This is a genomic window from Cetobacterium sp. ZOR0034, from assembly GCF_000799075.1.
GTDB lineage: Bacteria > Fusobacteriota > Fusobacteriia > Fusobacteriales > Fusobacteriaceae > Cetobacterium_A.
This window is the reverse complement of sequence record NZ_JTLI01000001.1, coordinates 81795-102363: the sequence shown is the minus strand read 5'-3', so window position 1 is coordinate 102363 and position 20569 is coordinate 81795. Positions and strand designations below refer to the sequence as shown.

22 protein-coding genes, 1 tRNA gene and 1 other annotated feature are annotated in these 20569 nt (G+C 30.6%); of the genes, 9 read left to right on the top strand and 14 right to left on the bottom strand.

The features are described from left to right. The 14 genes from L992_RS00590 to ptsP form a co-directional block, all read right to left on the bottom strand. A tRNA-Thr gene (locus tag L992_RS00590) sits at positions 1 to 73 on the bottom strand. A 119-nt stretch (positions 74 to 192) separates the two neighbouring features. Further along, positions 193 to 624, bottom strand: coding sequence for a hypothetical protein (locus L992_RS00585; protein ID WP_047381377.1), 432 nt, complete (start codon positions 622 to 624; stop codon positions 193 to 195). Positions 625 to 641: 17 nt separating this feature from the next. Next, positions 642 to 1277, bottom strand: a complete 636-nt coding sequence (locus L992_RS00580; RefSeq protein WP_047393906.1) for an L-threonylcarbamoyladenylate synthase — start codon at positions 1275 to 1277, stop codon at positions 642 to 644. 95 nt (positions 1278 to 1372) lie between these two features. Next, the gene (locus L992_RS00575; RefSeq protein ID WP_047381381.1) at positions 1373 to 2323 is read right to left on the bottom strand and encodes a ribose-phosphate pyrophosphokinase; all 951 of its coding nucleotides are present in this window, start codon (positions 2321 to 2323) and stop codon (positions 1373 to 1375) included. A 5-nt stretch (positions 2324 to 2328) separates the two neighbouring features. Beyond that, the gene (gene glmU / locus L992_RS00570) at positions 2329 to 3675 is read right to left on the bottom strand and encodes a bifunctional UDP-N-acetylglucosamine diphosphorylase/glucosamine-1-phosphate N-acetyltransferase GlmU (RefSeq protein WP_047393904.1); all 1347 of its coding nucleotides are present in this window, start codon (positions 3673 to 3675) and stop codon (positions 2329 to 2331) included. 74 nt (positions 3676 to 3749) lie between these two features. Continuing rightward, positions 3750 to 4283 (bottom strand): J domain-containing protein, encoded by a 534-nt coding sequence (locus tag L992_RS13870; protein ID WP_304412940.1) that lies wholly within the window; start codon positions 4281 to 4283, stop codon positions 3750 to 3752. 63 nt (positions 4284 to 4346) lie between these two features. Next, positions 4347 to 4910: a tetratricopeptide repeat protein gene (locus L992_RS00560; protein ID WP_047381387.1), complete on the bottom strand. Its 564-nt coding sequence runs from the start codon at positions 4908 to 4910 to the stop codon at positions 4347 to 4349. Between the two features lie 126 nt (positions 4911 to 5036). Beyond that, the gene (rplT, locus tag L992_RS00555) at positions 5037 to 5387 is read right to left on the bottom strand and encodes a 50S ribosomal protein L20 (RefSeq protein WP_023050246.1); all 351 of its coding nucleotides are present in this window, start codon (positions 5385 to 5387) and stop codon (positions 5037 to 5039) included. 52 nt (positions 5388 to 5439) lie between these two features. Next, positions 5440 to 5646 (bottom strand): 50S ribosomal protein L35, encoded by a 207-nt coding sequence (gene rpmI, locus L992_RS00550; RefSeq protein ID WP_047381390.1) that lies wholly within the window; start codon positions 5644 to 5646, stop codon positions 5440 to 5442. A 27-nt stretch (positions 5647 to 5673) separates the two neighbouring features. Continuing rightward, positions 5674 to 6186: a translation initiation factor IF-3 gene (gene infC / locus L992_RS00545; RefSeq protein WP_047381392.1), complete on the bottom strand. Its 513-nt coding sequence runs from the start codon at positions 6184 to 6186 to the stop codon at positions 5674 to 5676. A gap of 12 nt (positions 6187 to 6198) precedes the next feature. Continuing rightward, positions 6199 to 6335: a sequence feature (ribosomal protein L20 leader region), on the bottom strand. Between the two features lie 106 nt (positions 6336 to 6441). Then, positions 6442 to 8064 (bottom strand): S1 RNA-binding domain-containing protein, encoded by a 1623-nt coding sequence (locus tag L992_RS00540; protein ID WP_047393897.1) that lies wholly within the window; start codon positions 8062 to 8064, stop codon positions 6442 to 6444. Then, a complete protein-coding gene (gene ispH, locus L992_RS13630) occupies positions 8057 to 8923 on the bottom strand; it encodes a 4-hydroxy-3-methylbut-2-enyl diphosphate reductase (RefSeq protein ID WP_047381397.1) in 867 nt (288 codons plus the stop codon). Before ispH ends, L992_RS00540 begins: the two co-directional genes overlap by 8 nt. A 5-nt stretch (positions 8924 to 8928) precedes the next feature. Continuing rightward, positions 8929 to 9198 carry an HPr family phosphocarrier protein gene (locus L992_RS00530; RefSeq protein WP_047381399.1) on the bottom strand — a complete coding sequence of 90 codons (270 nt, stop codon included), beginning with the start codon at positions 9196 to 9198 and terminating at the stop codon, positions 8929 to 8931. After that, positions 9195 to 10952, bottom strand: a complete 1758-nt coding sequence (gene ptsP, locus L992_RS00525) for a phosphoenolpyruvate--protein phosphotransferase (protein WP_047381401.1) — start codon at positions 10950 to 10952, stop codon at positions 9195 to 9197. Before ptsP ends, L992_RS00530 begins: the two co-directional genes overlap by 4 nt. A 215-nt stretch (positions 10953 to 11167) precedes the next feature. Here ptsP and hrcA point away from each other — a divergent pair, with 215 nt between their 5' ends. From hrcA to rnr, 9 genes are all read left to right on the top strand, one after another. Next, complete coding sequence (gene hrcA, locus L992_RS00520; protein WP_047381403.1) at positions 11168 to 12163, top strand: heat-inducible transcriptional repressor HrcA; 996 nt, start codon at positions 11168 to 11170, stop codon at positions 12161 to 12163. Further along, positions 12153 to 12686: a nucleotide exchange factor GrpE gene (gene grpE, locus L992_RS00515; protein WP_047381405.1), complete on the top strand. Its 534-nt coding sequence runs from the start codon at positions 12153 to 12155 to the stop codon at positions 12684 to 12686. The genes hrcA and grpE overlap by 11 nt, the downstream gene beginning before the upstream one ends. Positions 12687 to 12731: 45 nt before the next feature. Continuing rightward, positions 12732 to 14543 carry a molecular chaperone DnaK gene (dnaK, locus tag L992_RS00510; RefSeq protein WP_047393894.1) on the top strand — a complete coding sequence of 604 codons (1812 nt, stop codon included), beginning with the start codon at positions 12732 to 12734 and terminating at the stop codon, positions 14541 to 14543. A gap of 79 nt (positions 14544 to 14622) precedes the next feature. Next, a complete protein-coding gene (dnaJ, locus tag L992_RS00505) occupies positions 14623 to 15786 on the top strand; it encodes a molecular chaperone DnaJ (protein WP_047393892.1) in 1164 nt (387 codons plus the stop codon). A gap of 70 nt (positions 15787 to 15856) precedes the next feature. Next, positions 15857 to 16129 carry a preprotein translocase subunit YajC gene (gene yajC, locus L992_RS00500; RefSeq protein ID WP_047381412.1) on the top strand — a complete coding sequence of 91 codons (273 nt, stop codon included), beginning with the start codon at positions 15857 to 15859 and terminating at the stop codon, positions 16127 to 16129. A 72-nt stretch (positions 16130 to 16201) separates the two neighbouring features. Next, positions 16202 to 17233, top strand: a complete 1032-nt coding sequence (locus L992_RS00495) for an N-acetylmuramoyl-L-alanine amidase (protein ID WP_047393889.1) — start codon at positions 16202 to 16204, stop codon at positions 17231 to 17233. 9 nt (positions 17234 to 17242) lie between these two features. After that, complete coding sequence (locus L992_RS00490) at positions 17243 to 17782, top strand: GerMN domain-containing protein (RefSeq protein WP_047393886.1); 540 nt, start codon at positions 17243 to 17245, stop codon at positions 17780 to 17782. A gap of 56 nt (positions 17783 to 17838) precedes the next feature. Next, positions 17839 to 18402: a bis(5'-nucleosyl)-tetraphosphatase (symmetrical) YqeK gene (gene yqeK / locus L992_RS00485; protein WP_047381419.1), complete on the top strand. Its 564-nt coding sequence runs from the start codon at positions 17839 to 17841 to the stop codon at positions 18400 to 18402. A 17-nt stretch (positions 18403 to 18419) separates the two neighbouring features. Beyond that, positions 18420 to 20567, top strand: a complete 2148-nt coding sequence (rnr, locus tag L992_RS00480; protein WP_047393884.1) for a ribonuclease R — start codon at positions 18420 to 18422, stop codon at positions 20565 to 20567. The last annotated feature ends 2 nt before the right edge of the window (positions 20568 to 20569 follow it).

The following is a 20569-nucleotide window of genomic DNA, read 5'->3' as shown; positions in this document are numbered from 1 at the left end:
TGCCGCTTATCGGAGTCGAACCAATTACCTACTGATTACAAGTCAGTTGCTCTACCAGGTGAGCTAAAGCGGCATCCCTTAGACATTTATAATTATACCCTATGATATATAAAAAGTCAACATTTTTTTTAAAAAAAAGAAGTAGAATATTTCTCTACTTCTGACTTCCTTTGATTTTACTAGGTTTTTCAATTATTTTTTTAATTGAATTAATAACTCTCTATATTGTTTTATCATAACTTTCGTCATTGACTTCTTTATTAATTGATACCATTTAAATTGAACTGACTCCATTCCTCTAACAGCATCTGCAACCATTCTTGTTAGAAACTCTTGCTCTTCATATGAAAGTTTTAGCTCCATTCTATCTTTAGAATCTGCTATAGATTTTACATAATCTAAAAATTGTCCTACATTTTGCATTCCACTATTTACATCAAACTGCTTTTTTATTTCTTCTATAAATTTAGATAAGAATTTTTTTGTACCTTTATCTAAAGTTACAGAATATTTTCTCTTTCCTTTTCCAATTTTTTGAATTGAATTCATCATTCCCATCATAGATGACATTGAATTCATTTGCATAGGATTCATGTTATTTGGGTTTAATTTTTGTGCCTTCATCAGTTTCCTCCAAAATTTTATATTTTTCCAATAAGTTTCTCTATTGCTTCTTTTTTTATAGCTCCCTCTCGAAGTATTTTGGGAACATCTTTTGTTAAATCTATTATTGTTGACTCTACACCTAAAGGAGATTTTCCTCCATCTATAATTATATCTACTCTTTCCTTAAAGATTTCATTTAACTCTTCATAACTTCTAGGAGTAGACTCTCCAGATATATTTGCACTTGTTGTTGGAAGAACTCCACCTACAGACTCTATTATATACTGTGCTAATTTTAAAGCTGGTATTCTTACTCCAACAGTTTGTCCTCCTGAAACCATTATATCTGGTACACTATTTCTTTTATTTAAAATTATTGTCAATGCTCCTGGCCAAAATTTTTCTGCCAACTTTACGACAATCTCTTTTTTCTCTTCATCTACTATTGCTACTTTTTCTACATACTCAACTTTACTTAAAAGTGCTATCAATGGTGAATTAAAGGCTCGTTCTTTAGCCTTATAAATTTTTTCAATTCCTTCTAGTGATTTCAAACTTGCTCCAACACCATAAACAGTATCTGTTGGATATATTATTATTCCATTTTCATCTAAGATTTTTTTTATAAATTTTAAATCAATGTTGTCTTCTTTATATACAATTCTTTTCATAATAAATCCTTTTCCTTAATATTTATTTATTATAAAATAATTCTAACATATAAAAATAAAAAAAGCTAGTATAATACTAGCTTTTCTATATGCTTTTACTTTTCAAATAACTCAGATACAGATTCGTTATTAACGATTCTTCTAACTGCCTCTGCAAGAATTTCATCTACAGATACAACTTTTATCTTATCTATTTTCTTAGATTCTGGAAGTGCTATTGAATCTGTTATAATAACCTCTTTTAAACAAGAAGCTTGTAATCTTTCAATAGCTGGATCAGAAAATACTCCATGAGTACAACAAGCATAAGCTTCTACAGCGCCTCTTGCCATTATAGCTTCAGCTCCATTTGTTATTGTTCCTGCAGTATCAATCATATCATCAATAAATATTGCAACCTTACCTTCAACCTCTCCAATTAAGTTCATTACTTCTGACATATTTGGTTTTGGTCTTCTCTTATCAATAATTGCTATTTTACAATCTAGCCATTCTGCTAATTTTCTAGCTCTTTTTACTCCACCGATATCTGGAGATACTACTACCACTTTTTCTCCTGATAATCCTCTAGCTATAAATGACTTAGCTAGTAAAGGTAATGCTTGCATATGATCCACTGGAATATCGAAGAATCCTTGGATTTGATCAGCATGTAAATCCATAGTTACGATTCTTGTCGCTCCTGCTGTTGTTAATAAATTTGCCACTAATTTAGACGTGATCGGCTCTCTAGGTCTTGATTTTCTATCTTGTCTAGCGTATCCGTAGTAAGGAATGATAACGTTTATCGATTTAGCTGATGCTCTTTTTAAAGCATCAATAAATATTAATAACTCCATTATATTCTCGTTTACTGGCTCAGATGTAGATTGAACAACAAATATATCTCTACCTCTTACCGTTTCTCCTACACAAACATAAACCTCTCCATCTTTAAATCTAACAATCTCAACATCTCCTACTGAAGTCCCATATTTCTCAGCTATTTTTTTAGCTAACTCCACGTTTGATGTTCCGGCAAAAATTTTTACCCCAGGTCTTTCCATTTTTTCTATTTCCTCCAATCAAATTTTATAACTTGTTTACTTCTTGATACCGCTAACGCATTTTCTGGAACATCTTTTGTTATTACAGAACCTGCTCCAACCAACGCATTTTCTCCTATATTTAAAGGAGCCACCAACATGGTATCACTTCCTATAAAAGCATTTTTTCCAATTGTGGTTTTGAATTTATTTTTACCATCATAGTTACAAGTTATTGTACCTGCACCTATATTAGTTTTTTCTCCGACTGTAGCATCTCCAAGATATGTTAAATGTCCTGCTTTAACACCCTTTTCTAATACTGATTTTTTTATTTCTACGAAGTTTCCAATATGAACTTCCTCTTTCAGATGTGATTTAGGTCTCAAGTGTGCAAAAGGACCTATTGTCACTCTATCCTCTACAACACTTTCTTCTAACACTGAACTTTCAACTCTTACATTATTTCCAATGTTACAGTCAATCACTCTTGTATTCCCTAAGATCTCACAATTTTGACCTATTACTGTATCACCTTGCAATAAAGCTCCTGGATAAATTATTGTATCTTGACCTATTTCAACACTTTCCTCTATGTAAACACTATTTTTGTCAATGAATATTACTCCATTTTCCATATGTTTTTCATTTATTCTATTTTTCATTATACAGTTTGCTTTTTCTAACTCTATTTTAGAATTTATACCTAAAATTTCATCATTATCCTCTAATAAAAAGGCCTCTACTTTTTTTCCATCCCTAACATTTATTGCAATTACATCTGTTAAGTAGTATTCTCCTTTTTCATTTTTATTATCAATTCTATCTAAAGCTGATAATAAGTCTTTTGATTCAAAACAGTAAACACCCGCATTTACCTCTTTTATAGCTCTAATCTCTTCAGATGCTTCTTTTTCTTCAACAATTCCTATAACCGTTTCATTTTCTTTAACAATTCTACCATATCCAAATGGATTTTCATATATAGAAGTTAATATAGTTGTTGTAGCTCCTGTTTGTTTATGATAGTTATATAACTCTTTTAAAGTTTCCTCTCTTAACAAAGGAGTGTCTCCACAAAGTATCATTACTGTCCCATCAAAATCTTTCAACTTATCTTTAGCTTGAATTACTGCATGGCCTGTTCCTAATTGCTCCTCTTGAACTACATACTGCATATTTGGAAGTACTTTCAATACCTCTTCTTTTTTATGCCCCAATATAAGTATATTTTCAATAGAACCAATTTTACTGCATGTATTAACGATTTTTTGTACCATCGGTACTCCACAAACTTTATGTAAAACTTTTGGCAGCTCAGATTTCATTCTTGTTCCTTTTCCTGCTGCTAAAATCAGTGTCTTTAAACTCATCATACCCTCCATTTTATTCAACTTTTACATTGTACCACAAGATTTAACATTTTTGCAAAAAAAAATATTTATAATTATTGAAGTTTTTCATAAGCTTCATTTATCTCTTTAAATTTTCTTTCGTGCATCTCTCTAATTTCGGCATCTGCATTTGCATATCTATCTGGATGATGTTTTTTTGCTAACTCTCTATACGCTTTTTTTATCTCTTCAGGTGTAGACCCTTCCTTTACTCCAAGAATCGCATAGTATTTACTTTTGTCTTCAAATGTTCCAAACGGATTGTTTTGGTAACCACCTTGATAACTTCCACCATACTGATTTCCTTGATTTCTAAACATATCCTCGAAATCTTTTTGAGTATAAGATTGATAATAAAAAGTTTTTTTTCTTGGATTTTTTTTATTTATAAATTTGTTTATAAAGTATCTAATCACTAAAAACATAAGAATTACTGGGAAAAACTGAATTACCATAACTCCAAAAAAAGAAATTAGTAACATTATAAAAAATAGTGCTGGCAATGCTGAGATTGCTCTATTCATCCCAAACAATATTGCTATTACTAAAAAAATAGCCGCTGTTAAAACTAATGCTATTGATATCATTATTTTCTCCTTGATTTTTTACTATATTATAAAATAAGGGAATAGATTTTCTATCCCCTATTTTTATTTACCCTTAATTTTATCTTTTAAATACTCTATCTTTTCTTTAATCTCTTTATCTCTTGGGTCAATTTCATAGGCTGCAATATATTCATTTAAAGCCTTTTTATATCTTCCTAAAAACTCATACTCTTTAGCAAAATCAAGATGTGCACTATAAATATCTAAATCTAAAAATATTGCAAAATCATAACTATTTATAGCCTCTATTATTTTTCCTGCTCTAGAATACGCATTACCTAATAAGAAGTATACAAAAGCATCCCCAGGCTTTTTATCTAAAAATATATTAAAATATTTTATACTTCTTGTATAGTTCCCCAACTCATAATTTAAATATCCAATAAACCCAATTGTTTCGCTATCTTTTTTTCCTAAAGCTCTTAATTTTTCATAGATTTCTAAAGCTCCATCACAATCTCTTTTATAAAAAAGAATTGTTCCTAACTTTTCTAAGTTTTCAATATCATTAGGTTTTGTTAAAAGCTCAAATCTAATCTCTTGTTCCTGGTCTAATAACTCTTCTTTACTTATATCTATTCTCTTTAGTATTTTTTTTCTTAGCATTTTAATCCCCCTTAGGTTTTTTAAAACTACTCTCCTGAAAAATTATATCATATTTTTGCTTTTTATTTAAGAGATTTTAAAATAGTTTTAAATAAAAAAAAGAGCCTAAGCTCTTTTTTAACTATCTTATAATGCTGCTTTTGCAGTTTCTGCTAATTTAGCGAACTCAGCTGCATTGTTTAAAGCGATATCTGCTAATACTTTTCTATCTAACTCGATTCCTGCTCTCTTTAATCCGTTCATTAAAGTTGAGTAAGTTAATCCGTTGATTCTTGCAGCAGCGTTGATTCTGATGATCCATAATTGTCTCATCTTTCTCTTTCTAACTTTTCTATCTCTTGTAGAGAAAGCTTCCGCTCTCATTACTGCTTGTTTAGCTTGCTTGAAAACGTCACCTGACGCTCCTCTAAATCCTTTAGCAGCTTTTAAAACTTTTTTATGTCTTCTTCTTCTAACTATTCCAGTCTTAACTCTCATTTACTTATCCTCCTAAAATTGGTTCTTTAACAATAATATTCCTAAAGAATTATTATCTTCCTACTCCGTATGGTAATAATCCTTTTAAGTGTTTCTCTAATGTAGAAGTGATTACTGTATCCTTCTTTAATCTGTTCTTTCTTTTTCTTGTTTTCTTAGTTAAGATATGGCTCTTTCCTGGCTTCTTAACAACGAACTTTCCTGTTCCAGTTACTTTAATTCTCTTTCTAGCACCTCTATGAGTTTTCATTTTTGGCATTGTAATGTTCCTCCTCTCAAATCTTCACTATTTTTTTGGTGATAAGATCAAATATTTTTGCTTATCATTATATTTTTTATCAACATCTGCGATTTCAACGAATCTTTCAGATATTTGATCTAACATTTCAATTCCTTGATCAGCGTACATTCTTTCTCTTCCGTACTGAACAAGAGTTATTTTAACCTTGTTGTCCTTCTCTAAGAACTTTGTAACATGAGCTATTTTTGTATCCATATCGTGCTGATCTATTCTAGCTCTAAACTTAACCTCTTTAACAATAACTTGCTTTTGGTTTTTCTTAGCTTCTTTAGCTTTTCTAGTTTGCTCGTATTTATACTTTCCATAATCCATTATTTTACATACTGGTGGCGCAGCATTTGGAGATATTTCAACTAGATCTAATTCCTTTTGCATTGCTAATTCTAAAGCTTCTACAGCCGACATGATTCCTAATTGTTCACCAGTTTCAGAGATAATTCTTAACTCTCTACCTCTTATTTTTTCGTTGATTCTAACTTTGTCCGAAATAATAGACACCTCCTATTAACTATCAAATAAAAAAAACAGGATATAAAATTCCTGTTAAACTCAAATAATTATTAAGGCTAGCCCTAAACAAAAATTTAAATACCTTTATGTAGGTCATGCCCCACAAGGTGAGAAACAGGAAGTTTCTTCTTGATAAATCTTATTAATTGTCTTTAATAATTATAACATAATTATACAAAAAGTCAACTTTATTTTTTATTGATTTTATTGAGGTCCTCTTTATTTTGAGGACCTCTAATTATATTACTCTTCGCTTGAAGAAGTTCCATACTTTTCTATAAGTTCTTTATTCTCATTTTTTTCTTTTTCTAATTGAACTTTTTTTATAGAAAGTTTTATTCTTTTCTTTTCAGAGTCAATCTCAACTATTTCAGCTAAAACATTATCTCCTACATTGAATACATCTTTTAAATTTTTGATGAAATCTCTAGATGCTAACTGAGTTGGAATAAATCCATCTACTCCCTCTCCTAATTTAACAAACATTCCAAAGTCCTGAATATTTTTTATCTCTTTTTCTATTCTATCTCCAACTTTATAATTTTCTAAAGCAGTTTCCCAAGGATTTTTTGTTAAATCTTTGATGCTTCCTTTTATTTTTTGTCCTTCTAAATTTAATTCAGTTACTTTAAACTCAACTTTATCTCCTTTAGAATATCTTTTATTTCCTGACCATGCAAAATCAGAGTTATGAATAAATCCATCTACTCCTTCTTCAACTTCAACAAAAATACCAAAAGGCTTTACTTCCACTACAGTTCCTGTTAAAGTAGATCCTACTGCATACTTTTCTGTTGCATCTTTCCATGGGTTTGCACTTAATTGCTTTATTCCTAATTTTAACTTTCTTTCAGTTGGATTCAATTCAGTTATAACAACTTTTACCTCATCTCCAACTTTAACAAAAGCATTAACATTAACTTTTTTATTTGCCCAAGAGAAATCAGAGGTATGGATTAACCCTTCTACACCTGGTAATAACTCAACAAAAGCTCCATAGTTAACTACTCTAGTTACTTTCCCTGACACTTCAGAACCAACAGCATTTTTTTCCGCTAGTATTTCCCACGGGTTTCTCTTTAATGCTTTTATTGATAATCTTACATTTCTTTTTTCTTTTTCAATTTCTATAATTTTAGCTTCAATTACATCACCAGTTTTATATAACTTTTGTAAATCCACTGTTTTTTTCCAATCTATTTCTGATATATGTATAAACCCTCTTACTCCATCTAACTTTACTGTTAGTCCAAAATCTAAAACCTCTAAAACTGTAGCTTTAACAACACTGTCTAAAACTAACTTATCTATCGCCTCTAACTCTTTAGCTGCAACAATTTCTCTTCTAGATAAAAGAATCTTTTTACCTTTTTTATCCTCTTTTACATCCTTTATTACAACAGAAACCTCTTGTCCTAAGAAAGAATCTCCTTGGTCAAACGGAATCTCTGATAATGAATTAGGTAAGAATCCTTGTTGGAAGAATAGCTCAACAACATATCCACCTTTTACTCTTTTTAAAATTTTTCCTGTTACAATCTCTGCGTTATTGTAAGCTGCATTTAATTTTTCAGAACCGATTTCCATATCGATTCTTCTTTTTGATGCAATTAAAACCAGAGAGTCATCCTCTTCTAATTGTGAAACTATTAGAACTTCAACTTCGTCTCCTACAGAATATCCTGCTAATTCCTCTGTTCTTACTCTTACAGCTTTCGGTTCTCCGGCTACCTCTAAATATGTGAAGTTTCTGTCTGTATTTACAATTGTTCCAGTTACTTTTCTTTTTAGCTCCTCATCCTCTTTTATTGGCATATACTCATTTAGTAATGCTTCAAAATCTTCATAGTAATCAAAGTTAGACATTAAAGTTCCCCCTTATTTTATTTTCTATTTTTTTTATGATATCTTCTGGAGTTGATGCTCCCGCTGTTATCCCTACTTTCATATTTTCTGAAAATAAAGTTAAATCTAATTCCTTTTCATTTTGAACTAAATAACTATTTGTATTCTCAGCTAAAGCCACCTCTAGAAGTTTTTTACTGTTCGAGCTTTTCAAATCTCCTATTACAATAACTATATCACATGTTCTAGATAACTTTCTAGTTGCTTCTTGTCTTTCGCTTGTCGCTCCACATATCCTATCAAATATCTGAGCATTTGAATAGTATTTTTCTAAATATTCTTTCATCTCTTGAAACTTTTCTTTGTTTAAAGTTGTTTGAGTTAAAACTGTATATCTTTTACTTCTATCCAAAGAACTTTCTTTCAATTCATCTATATTTTTTAAAACATGTATCTTTTCTCCAAACGAAATAATACCTTTTACTTCAGGATGGTCTTTATCACCAATAAATATAATCTCGTCTCCTTCATGTTCTCTTTCTATTAGAATCTCTTTTATTTTATCTACAAAAATACACGTAGCGTCCTTTATTTCAACTTCTTTTCTCTTTAATTTCTCCATTATTTTAGAAGTTGTTCCATGAGCTCTTATTATCACTACGTCTCCTTTTTTTAACGGATCTTTATCTTCTAAAATATCTTCTTCATCTAAAGTTATAAAACCAATATTTTCCATCTCTCTAACTACATCTTTATTATGTACAACCATACCTAAAATATATTTATTTACATTTTTTCTTTTAGCTATTTCATAACAAGTTTCTACTGCTTTTTTTACGCCAAAGCAAAATCCCATTTTTTCAGCTCTTATTATTTCCACTGATTTTACTCCTCATTAAACTTTTTTACTTCAATTAAGTCTATTAGTTCCGCGATCATTTCATCCTCATCGCTACCATCACACTCTAAAGTTAAAACTCTTCCTTGCTCTGCTGCAAGAAGCATCAACCCCATAATACTTTTTCCATTTATAACTTCATCTTCAAAGATAACATTTATATCTGCATCATATTTACTTGCTGTTTGAACAAATAAAGAAGACGGTCTAGCATGTAATCCTGCTTTATTTTTTATTGTTACTTCTACTTTTTTCATACTATATTTCTCCCTTCTATTTTATTTAAATATTCATTTAGTATTTCTTTTATCTCTTCTGAATCTTTTGCTTTCAACATCGCAAATTTTACATCTTCTAATTCAGAAACTCTAATTTTCCTAACCAGATTTCTAATTTTAGGAATGTATGCTGGTGCCATACTCAAATCTCTTACTCCTAAACTCATCAAAGCTATTACAGCCTGATCTTCTCCAGCCATTTCACCACATACAGATATTTTTTTATTTTTTTTCAAAGCAGCAATCGTAACCATCTCAATAGCTCTTATAACAGCAGGATCATAGCAATCGTACAGCTTCTCTGCAATCGGACTATATCTATCTGTAGCTAAAATATACTGTGTTAAATCATTCGTTCCTATCGAAAAGAAATCTACATAATCTGCAAATATATCTGCAAGCATTACGTTTGATGGTACCTCTACCATCATTCCAATCTCTATATCATCTTTAAAACTCTTACCCTCATTTAAAAGTTCTTCTTTACACTCTTTAACTAAATCCTTTGCCTCATTTATCTCTTTCAAATTAGTTATCATTGGATACATCATTTTTATATTATGATGCTCCGCCGCTCTTAAGATTCCTTTTATCTGATTTTTAAACAACTCTTTATTAGATAGAGTTAATCTCATACCTCTACATCCTAAAGATGGATTTTCCTCATCTACCATTTTATAATATGATAACTTTTTATCTGCACCAATATCTAAAGTTCTAATAATTATTGGTTTATTAGGCTGGCTCTCTTCAAATTCATGAGCTATATTTTCATATATCTTACGCTGCTTTTCTTCGTCAGGAAACTCCTCTGCATCCATATATATCAACTCTGTTCTTAACAAACCTATTCCATCAGGTTTTTTTCTACAAACTTGAGCTATATCTAAACGTCCTCCTATATTTAAATGTAAATAGACTCTTTCTCCATCAAGAGTTATACTTTCTTTATCTATTGATTCTTCGATTTCTTTAATTTTATTTCTATATCTATTTTTATCCTCTTCACATCTATTTAGTGTTTTTATATCAGGGTTCGTTATTACTTTTCCTTCTAAAGATGTGGTATCTAATATAATTTGATCTCCCCAATCAACTGAAAATATATCATTTCCACCCATCAAAGTTGGAATCTCTAACGCTTTTGTTAATATTGCTGTATGAGATGTCTCTCCCATATATTCCATTATTATTCCGTTTAATTTTATACCACTATAATAAATTTTTAAAAGTTCTGACGGAAGTAACTCTCTCAAAACAAGAATTTTACCATCTAAATTAGAATCAACACTGTCTTCTGATGTCAAATTCATTATAATTCTCTCACTGATATCTTTTATGTCTAAAGCTCTTTGTTTATATATAGGGTCTGCTATTTTTTCAAACATCTCTATATATTTATTAGAAACTTTTTTCACTACAGATTCAGAGTTATTTCCCTCTTTTTTTATTCCTTTTTTTATATCTGTTATAAACTGTGGATCATCTAACATCATTATATGAACTGTTAATATTTGCAAATCCTCTTTACTTATTTTTCCTTCTAAATTACTTTTAATTTGTTTAATATCATTTTTTGCTTTCTGAACTGCACCTAAAAATCTTTCAATCTCTTCATCAATTTTATCTGACGAAATTTTATAATTTTCAATATCTATCTTTTTTTTTCTCTCTATATAGGGTTGTCCTATAACTATTCCAGGGAAAATACTTTTACCTACGATAACTCCCATTTTACTCACCCCTTGACTATTAATTCTCTAAAAAAATTATACCGTATTTCTCTTTTTTTTTAAACTATTATTTATTCTTAATTTTTTATTTTATAATTCTTTTTTTATTTTTTTTTAAAAAGTTATTGACTTTTATTTTATTTTGTATTATATTAATTTCAAGTTTAGCACTCCACAACAACGAGTGCTAATAAAAAATTAAAAAGGGTGATTCTATGGTTGTCAGTGATAGAGAAAAGCTTGTTCTTAGTGCCATTATAGATTTCTATTTACTTTCTGGAGAAACAATTGGTTCTAGAGCACTCGTAAAAAAATACAATATCGATCTATCCTCTGCAACAATAAGAAATGTGATGTCTGATTTAGAGGACATGGGATTTATCGTGAAAACCCACACTTCTTCAGGTAGAATTCCCACTGATAGAGGATATAAATTTTATCTAGAAGAACTCTTAAAAATTGAAAAACTTTCAAGAGAAGAACAAGCTAGAATAAATTCTGTTTATGAAATCAAAATGAGAGAACTTGATTCAGTTTTGAAAAAAACTTCAACTCTTCTTTCAAAGTTAACTAACTATGTCGGAATAGTAATCGAGCCTACTCATAAAAAAGAAAAGATAAAAAAAGTTGAACTTGTACATATCGATGATTATATGGCTATGGCTGTTATTGTTATGGAGAACAAAAGTGTTCGTACAAAAAAAATCTTTTTTGACGAAATGTGCAGTCAAGATGAACTTGCTAAGCTTTCTCAAAGAATTAATAATGAAATTAAAAACCATCTTATCGAATCTCATGAAATCGAAAAAATTATAGATTTTGTATATAGTGAGGTAGAAGGAAAACTTTTCTTAGAAAATTCATCTGAGATTTTCAAAGATAAGCAAGTCAATGAAATTAGTGATGTTCTCGACATTTTTTCAAAACGTGAAAAAATCAAAGAACTTTTCGAAGAAGCAATAAGTTTAAAACCATTTAAAGAAGGAGAAGTCAATGTCATCTTCGGTGAAGAACTCGCTGTAAAAGGTTTAGAAGATTATAGCTTTGTTTATTCAGTTTATAATATGGATAACTCTCCTGGAGTTATTGGAGTTATGGGCCCTAAACGTATGTCTTACTCAAAAACAATGGGACTTATTCAACATGTCACTAAAGAAGTTAACAAAGTTATCAAAGAAATAAGTAACGAAGGAGATTATAATGACAGATAAAGATATAAAAGATGAAATAATTGAAGAAACAGTAGAAACAGCTGAAAACACAACTGAATCTACTTCTCAAAACACTGAAATGGAAACATTAAAAACAGAACTTGAAGATTGGAAAAACTCTTACTTAAGAAAACAAGCTGAATTCCAAAACTTCACAAAAAGAAAAGAAAAAGAGTTTGAAGATTTAAAAGCTTTTGCTTCTGAAAAGATTGTTGTAAAAGTTTTAGATATAGTTGATAACTTAGAAAGAGCTATTGCAGCTTCTTCTGAATCAAAAGATTTCGATTCATTAGTTAAAGGAGTTGAATTAACTCTTTCTCAAATGAAAAGTACTGTTGCTAGTGAAGGTGTAGAAGCAATCGAAACTGATAAAGCATCTTTCGATCCTCATCTACACATGGCAGTAGCTGTAGAAGATTCAGCGGATCATGCTAACGATGAAATAATCGCCGAATTCCAAAAAGGTTATAAAATGAAGGGTAAAGTTATCAGACCCTCAATGGTTAAAGTTTGTAAAAAATAAATTGAAAAAATTAAAAAAATTCAGATATATTAGGAGGTTTTTTAAATGGCAAAAATTATAGGAATTGACTTAGGAACTACTAACTCGTGTGTATCAATAATGGAAGGGGGATCTACTACAGTAATCTCTAACGCTGAAGGAGCTAGAACAACTCCATCAGTTGTAAGTATAAAAGAAAACGGAGAGATTATCGTTGGAGAGATTGCAAAAAGACAAGCAATAACTAACCCTACATCAACAATCTTATCTATCAAAACTCATATGGGAAGCGACTACAAAGTTGATATCCACGGAAAAAACTACACTCCACAAGAGATTTCTGCAATGATTTTAAAGAAATTAAAATCAGATGCTGAAGCTTACTTAGGAGAAACTGTAACTGAGGCTGTTATCACTGTTCCAGCTTACTTTACAGATGCTCAAAGACAAGCTACAAAAGATGCTGGAGTTATCGCTGGTTTAGATGTAAAAAGAATTATCAACGAACCTACTGCTGCTGCACTAGCTTACGGATTAGAAAAAGCTGGAAAAGAAGAAAGAGTATTAGTATTTGACCTTGGTGGAGGAACATTCGACGTTTCAATCCTTGAAATCGCAGACGGTGTAATTGAAGTTATTTCAACTTCAGGAAACAACCATCTTGGTGGAGACAACTTCGATGATGCTGTAATCAAGTATTTAGTTGAAGAGTTCAAAAAAGAAAATGGAATCGATTTAGGTAATGATAAAATGGCTTACCAAAGACTTAAGGATGCTGCTGAGAAAGCTAAAAAAGAACTTTCTACATTAATGGAAGCTCATATCTCTTTACCATTCATAACTATGGATGCTACTGGACCTAAACATTTAGATATAAAATTAACTAGAGCTAAGTTCAACGACTTAACTAGAGATTTAGTTGAAGCTACTCAAGTTCCTACAAAGGATGCTTTAAAGTCTGCTGGATTAAATCCATCTGATATCGATGAGATATTATTAGTTGGAGGATCAACAAGAATTCCTGCTGTTCAAGAGTGGGTAGAATCATACTTCGGTAAGAAACCAAACAAAGGAATCAACCCTGATGAGGTTGTTGCTGAAGGAGCAGCTATTCAAGGTGGAGTTTTAATGGGAGACGTTAAAGATGTATTACTTCTTGATGTTACTCCATTATCTTTAGGAATTGAAACTTTAGGAGGAGTATTTACTAAGATTATCGAAAGAAATACTACTATCCCTGTAAAAAAATCACAAGTATTCTCAACTGCTGTTGATAACCAACCAGCTGTTACAATCAACGTTTTACAAGGAGAAAGAGCAAAAGCTGCTGACAACCATAAGTTAGGAGAATTCAATCTTGAAGGAATCCCAGCTGCACCTAGAGGAGTTCCTCAAATCGAAGTTACTTTCGATATCGATGCTAACGGAATTGTTCATGTTTCTGCTAAAGATTTAGGAACAGGAAAAATCAGTAACGTTACAATCTCTGGTTCTACAAACTTATCTGCTGATGAGATTGAAAGAATGAAAAAAGATGCTGAAGCTAACGAAGCTGAGGATAAAAAATTCAAAGAGTTAGTTGAAACTAGAAATAAAGCTGATATGTTAATCGCTTCAACTGAAAAATCAGTAAAAGATTACGCTGAAAAAGTAACTGAAGATGAGAAAAAAGCTATTGAAGAAGCTATCGAAGAACTTAAAAAAGTAAAAGATGGAGAAGATAAAGACGCTATTGACGCTGCTATCGAAAAATTATCTACAGCTGCTCACAAATTAGCTGAAGAAATCTATAAAGATGCTCAAGCTAACCAACAAGGTGGAGCTAATGCAGGAAATAACGCTCAAGATGACGTTGCAGATGCTGAGATAGTTGACTAATATTACTAATTAATATATACTTTACTTAAGGGATAGAGCTACTCTATCCCTTATTTTAAGAAACGGAGGATTTTTTTAAATGGCTAAAAGAGACTTTTATGAAGTTTTAGGAGCTACCAAAGGTGCTTCTGATGTAGAGATAAAAAAAGCTTATAGAAAAGCTGCTATGAAATATCACCCTGATAAATTTAGTGGAGCTAGTGAAGCTGAAAAAAAAGAAGCTGAAGATAAATTCAAAGAGATTAACGAAGCATATCAAGTGCTTTCAGACGAAAATAAGAGAGCTCAATATGATAGATTTGGACATGCTGCTTTTGAAAATGGTGGAGGCGGTGCTGGAGCTGGTGGATTTGGCGGTTTCGGTGGCGGATTTGAAGATTTAGGAGATATTTTCGGTTCATTCTTCGGTGGTGGAGGTGGATTTGGCGGTTTCGGTGGATCTCGTCAAAGAGGACCTGAGCCTGGAGAAGATTTAAGATACAATCTTGAATTAACTTTAGAAGAAGCTGCTAAAGGTGTAGAAAAAACATTAAAATATAAGAGAACTGGTTCTTGTGGAACTTGTCATGGTACAGGAGCTGAAAAAGGTTCTAAGATGAATAAATGTTCTAAGTGTAACGGTACAGGAACTATTCATGTTACTCAAAGAACTGTTTTTGGAAATTTCCAAACAACTCAAGAATGTGATGCTTGCCATGGTAAGGGAGAAGTTCCTGAGAAGAAATGTAAAAAATGTCATGGTACTGGTATCGATACTGAAGTCGTAGAAAAAACTATCAAGATTCCTGCTGGAATTGACGATGGACAAAAATTAAGACTTTCTGGAATGGGTAACGCAAGTACAGAGGGTGGACCTAATGGAGATCTATATGTTTACATCTCTGTTAAACAGCATCCATTCTTTGAAAGAAATGGAGTAGACATTATATGTGATGTTCCCGTAACATTTGCTAAAGCTGCTCTTGGTGGAGAAATCGAAATACCTACATTAAACGGTAGAAAAACTATTAAGATTCCTGCTGGAACTCAAAATGATAAACTGTTTAAAATGAAAGGGGAGGGAATTAAAAATCCTAGAAGCCCTTATACAGGTGACCAAATAGTTAGAATTAAAATTGAAGTTCCTGTTAACTTAAATTCTGAGCAAGAAGATTTATTAAGAAAATTTGATGAAAGTTTAAAAGATAAAAATCATAAAGATAATAAAAACTTCTTCGATAAACTAAAGAACTTCTTCTCTTAAATTTTATTGAAAAGAGAATAACCTTATGGTATACTTGTCTTAGAAAAATATTATTTAAGGGGGCTATAATATGAACGAATTATTTGCTAAGTATGGTGGTATGATTCTTACATTTGCTATTTGGGCAGCTGTATTCTACTTCTTACTTATCTTACCAAACAAGAAAAAGCAAAAGAAACACCAAGAGATGTTAGACTCATTAAAAGAGGGAGTTGACGTTATAACTTCAGGAGGAATAAAAGGTACTATTACTAATATCGGTCCTGAATTCTTAACTATTAGAGTTGATAAAGGTGTTAACATCCAAGTGCTTAAGAATTCTATAACAAGAGTTTTAAAATAAAAATATTTACAAAAGGATGGGATGGATAACTTTCCATCCTATTTTATTATTCTAAATCGATGGAGAGCAATTATGAAAAAATACCTTATATTTCTTATGGTTTGTTTATTTTCTCTAACTATTTTTGCTAACGGTACTATTCAAAGAGTTAGAATGAACAACAACCCTGCGCAGTTAGTTTTTGATATTTCAAGTCAAGTTAAACCTAAGTTTAATAGCAACTACGACGAATATAATCGTCTACTTTTTTTAGAAATTGAAAAAGTTAAAATGAATACCAAGTTTAATCCTTCAAGCTATATTGGAAAAAGTATTGAAAAAATAGATTTAATTGATTATGGTACAAATGTCGGATTCTTTATTAAATTAAAAAAAGGAGCTGGTCACAAAGTTTACTCTTTAGCTAACCCTCACAGAATTGTTGTAGATTTAAGACCTACAACCTCTTCTAAAAAAGAGTTTACAATAGCCATTGATGCTGGACATGGTGGAAAAGATCCCGGAGCAATCGGTTTCAAAAAATATAAAGAAAAGGATATTGCCTTAGCTGTAGCTAAAAAATTACAAACTAGATTATCAAAGGATTTCAACGTTATTATGACAAGAAATACTGATGTATACCTTACTCTTTCTGAAAGAAGTCGAATAGCCAACAGAGCTAAAGCAGATCTATTTGTAAGTTTACATCTGAATGCATCTAATAATGCTTCTGCACAAGGAGCTGAAATCTTCTATTTTTCAAAAAAATCCTCACCGTATGCTGAGAAAATAGCAGCCTATGAAAATAGTTTCGGTGAAAAATATGGAGAAAAAACTGGAAGTATTGCTCAAATTATGGGAGAATTAGCTTATAACAAAAATATGGAAAAATCTATTAATATTGCAAAACCATTAAACTCCTCTTTAGCTAAAAGATTGAATTTGAGAGATCGAGGTATTTACGGAGCTAACTTTGCTGTTCTTAGAGGATTTAATGGACCCGGAATTTTAGTAGAATTAGGTTTTATCACAAATAAAGATGATGTCACAAAATTATCAAAAGATGCGAATCAAAATGTTATGGCTGATGAATTAGCAAATAAAATTAGATCATTTTTCTATTAGGAGGAATCTATGTCGAATAAACTAAAAATTTTTTTAGTGGTTTTAGCATCTATTACTATTGCAACTGGAATATATTCAAATGAATTAAATAAAAAAAGTGAAATAGTTACTCCTATTTCTACTCCAGCTAGAGAGGCTATTAGACAAACTGAAGTCACTACCCCTATTTTCTATCCTGATTTAAAAGCTGGTAAACTTTCTTCTCAAGATATTATTTTGGATTCTAACTTAAAATACAAAGAAAATATTTTAAAAAATATCATTGAGCAGCTTACTTTAAAATTAGAAGAAATTAATATTTTAAAAAAAGAAAGCTTTAAATACGAAGTATATGTAAAAAATAGAATTATTTACTTAGATTTAGATTCTAAAATTTTATCCTCAGCAAAAAATCCACAAGAGGAACTACTTATAATCTACTCTTTTGTAAATAGTCTATTAACTCCTGGAGGAGCTGATACAGTTGTTCTTCTTATAAATGGAGTTCCTACAGATAAAGTTAACTTTATCAACATTAATAAAAGTTATAAATTAAACAGTAATATATAATTTTTTTAGGAGTTTCATTTTACTGAAACTCCTTTTTCAAAATTTGGAGGACGTTTATGAATATAGATTTTTTCAAAGAAGAAACTAAAATTATTCTTTCTAAAAAAAGATATGAACACTCTCTTAGAGTTTTAGACACTGCTCTTGCTTTAGGAAAAATTTACAACGTTGATTTAAATAAACTTGCTATAGCCTCTATTCTTCACGACTATGCTAAAGAATTTAAAAGAGAAGATCTTATAAATATTTCTAAAGAATACTTTCTAGATGAAGTAGAAGATTATCTTTCAAATGCTGAAATTCTACACAGCTATGTCGGGGCATATATTGCAAATGAAAAATTTAAAATCACAGATTCTGAGATTTTAAACGCTATTAAATATCACACAACCGGACGTAAAGATATGAGTATAATCGAAAAAATTGTTTATTTGGCTGATGCCATTGAACCTAAAAGAGATTACCCATATGTTGAAAAAATTAGAGATTTATCTTTAATAAATCTAGATAAAGCTATCTTATTAGAGGTAAATAAAAAAATTGAGTATCTTTTAAAAGAGAACCATGTTATTCATGTAAACTCTATAGAGATGCGTAATTGGCTCTTAAATATGAGCTAATAGGAGGAATTAAAATTATGAAACAAACAAAATTAGATAAACAACTTGAACAATTAAAAAAAGTTTTAAAGGGTAGTAAAGCCCTAACTTTAGATGAAATTACAAAGGCTTTAGGGTGGTCACCTAAATATAAAAAAGATAATAGAGAGATTCTTGAACACTGGTTAGAAACTGGTGAAATCATGAAGAATAAAAGAAATAAATACAACATTCCTGAAAATTTAGGTTTTGTTAAAGGTAAATTTTCAAATATCAAAGGGAAATTTGGATTTGTTGATACTGATACAGAAGGATACTTTATTCCTAGAAGTAAATTTGGAACAGCGTTAGACGGAGATACTGTTTTAATAAATGTTACTTCGCCTGAAGGAAAAGGTAAAAAAGAGGGAGAGATTGTAAATGTTCTAGTTAGAGAAAAAAATACAATCATTGGAATATTTGAAAAGAAAGAAAACTTTGGTTTTGTTAGACCTACACAATCTTTTGGTAGAGATATCTATATTCCTAAAAATTTCTTTAATAAAGCTAAAGATGGAGAACTTGTAGTTGTTGAAATGACTTTCTGGGGAAGTGATGAAAAAAAACCAGAGGGTAAAATAGTTGAGAAAATTGGAAATCCATTTGATACTGATAATATGATAAAAGCTCTAATTTTAAGAGAAGGTTTATCTGAAGAGTTCCCTGATGATGTTTTAGCTGAAGCTCGTCAAATTCCAATTATTATATCTCCAGAAGAGATTAAAAAGAGAAAAGATTTAAGACATCTTCCAATCATAACAATTGATGGTGATGATGCAAAAGATTTAGACGACGCTGTTTATGTTGAGAAATTAGATAACGGTTACTACAAACTTATCGTTGCAATAGCTGATGTTTCTCACTATATTCCAACAGGTTCTAAATTAGATAAAGAAGCTGAAAAAAGAGGAAACTCAGTGTACATGGTTGATAGAGTTCTTCCTATGTTCCCTAAAGAGATTTCAAATGGAATCTGTTCTTTAAATCCACATGAAGATAAACTGACTTTCTCTGTTGAACTTTTAATTGATTCACACGGAAGAGCAATCGATGTACAAACTTACAAATCAGTAATCAACACAGCTCATAGAATGACTTATACTAATGTAAATAAAATTATTGCTAAAGATCCTGAGATGACAGAAAAATACTCTGATATTGTTGATATGCTGTTTACAATGTTAGAACTTTCTAAAATTATAAGAGCTATAAAATATAATAGAGGTTCAATTGATTTTGACCTACCTGAAGTTAAAGCTGTTTTAGATGAGAATAAAAAAGTTAAATATTTAAAAAACATTGAAAGAGGAGAGTCTGAAAGAATAATCGAAGATTTCATGATTATGGCCAACGAAGCTGTAGCAGAAAAACTTTTCTGGTTAGAGATGCCATCTGTTTACAGAGTTCATGAAACTCCTGACCCTGAAAGAGTTAAAAATCTAAGTGATACTCTTTCTAAATTTGGATATAAAATTCACTCTTTTGAAGATCTGCATCCAAAAAAATTCCAATCTATAATAGAAGATTCTGAAGCCAGAGGAATAAATATGATTGTACATAAGATGATTTTAATGTCACTTAAACAAGCTAGATACGGAGTTGAAAACTTAGGTCACTTCGGATTGTCATCTAATTACTATACACACTTTACATCACCAATTAGAAGATATGCTGATTTACTAATTCATAGAATTCTAAATATTGCTTTAAATGGATACCCTACTAAAAAACAATATGGTACTTTAATAAATTATCTTCCTGAGGTTACTACTCATATATCTCAAACAGAAAGAAAAGCTATGAAAATAGAGGATGAAAGTGTTAAAATAAAAGTGGTTGAGTATATGCTTGATAAAATCGGAGATGAGTTTAAAGCAACTATCGTTGGATTCAACAATAAAAAGATATTCTTTGAAACAGAGGAGCACGTAGAATGTTTCTGGGATGTAACTACTGCTCAAAACTTCTATGAATTTAATGAAAACGACTATGTGATGAAGGATTTAGATACTGGTAGAGAGTTCCATTTAGGAGATAAAATGGAGATTTTAACTGTTAGAGCAGATTTACAAATGCTTGAAATTGAAGTTATTCCTACTGAGTTTCATCAAGAGTATACAGGGAGAAGAAAAGAAAGGAGATTTTAATT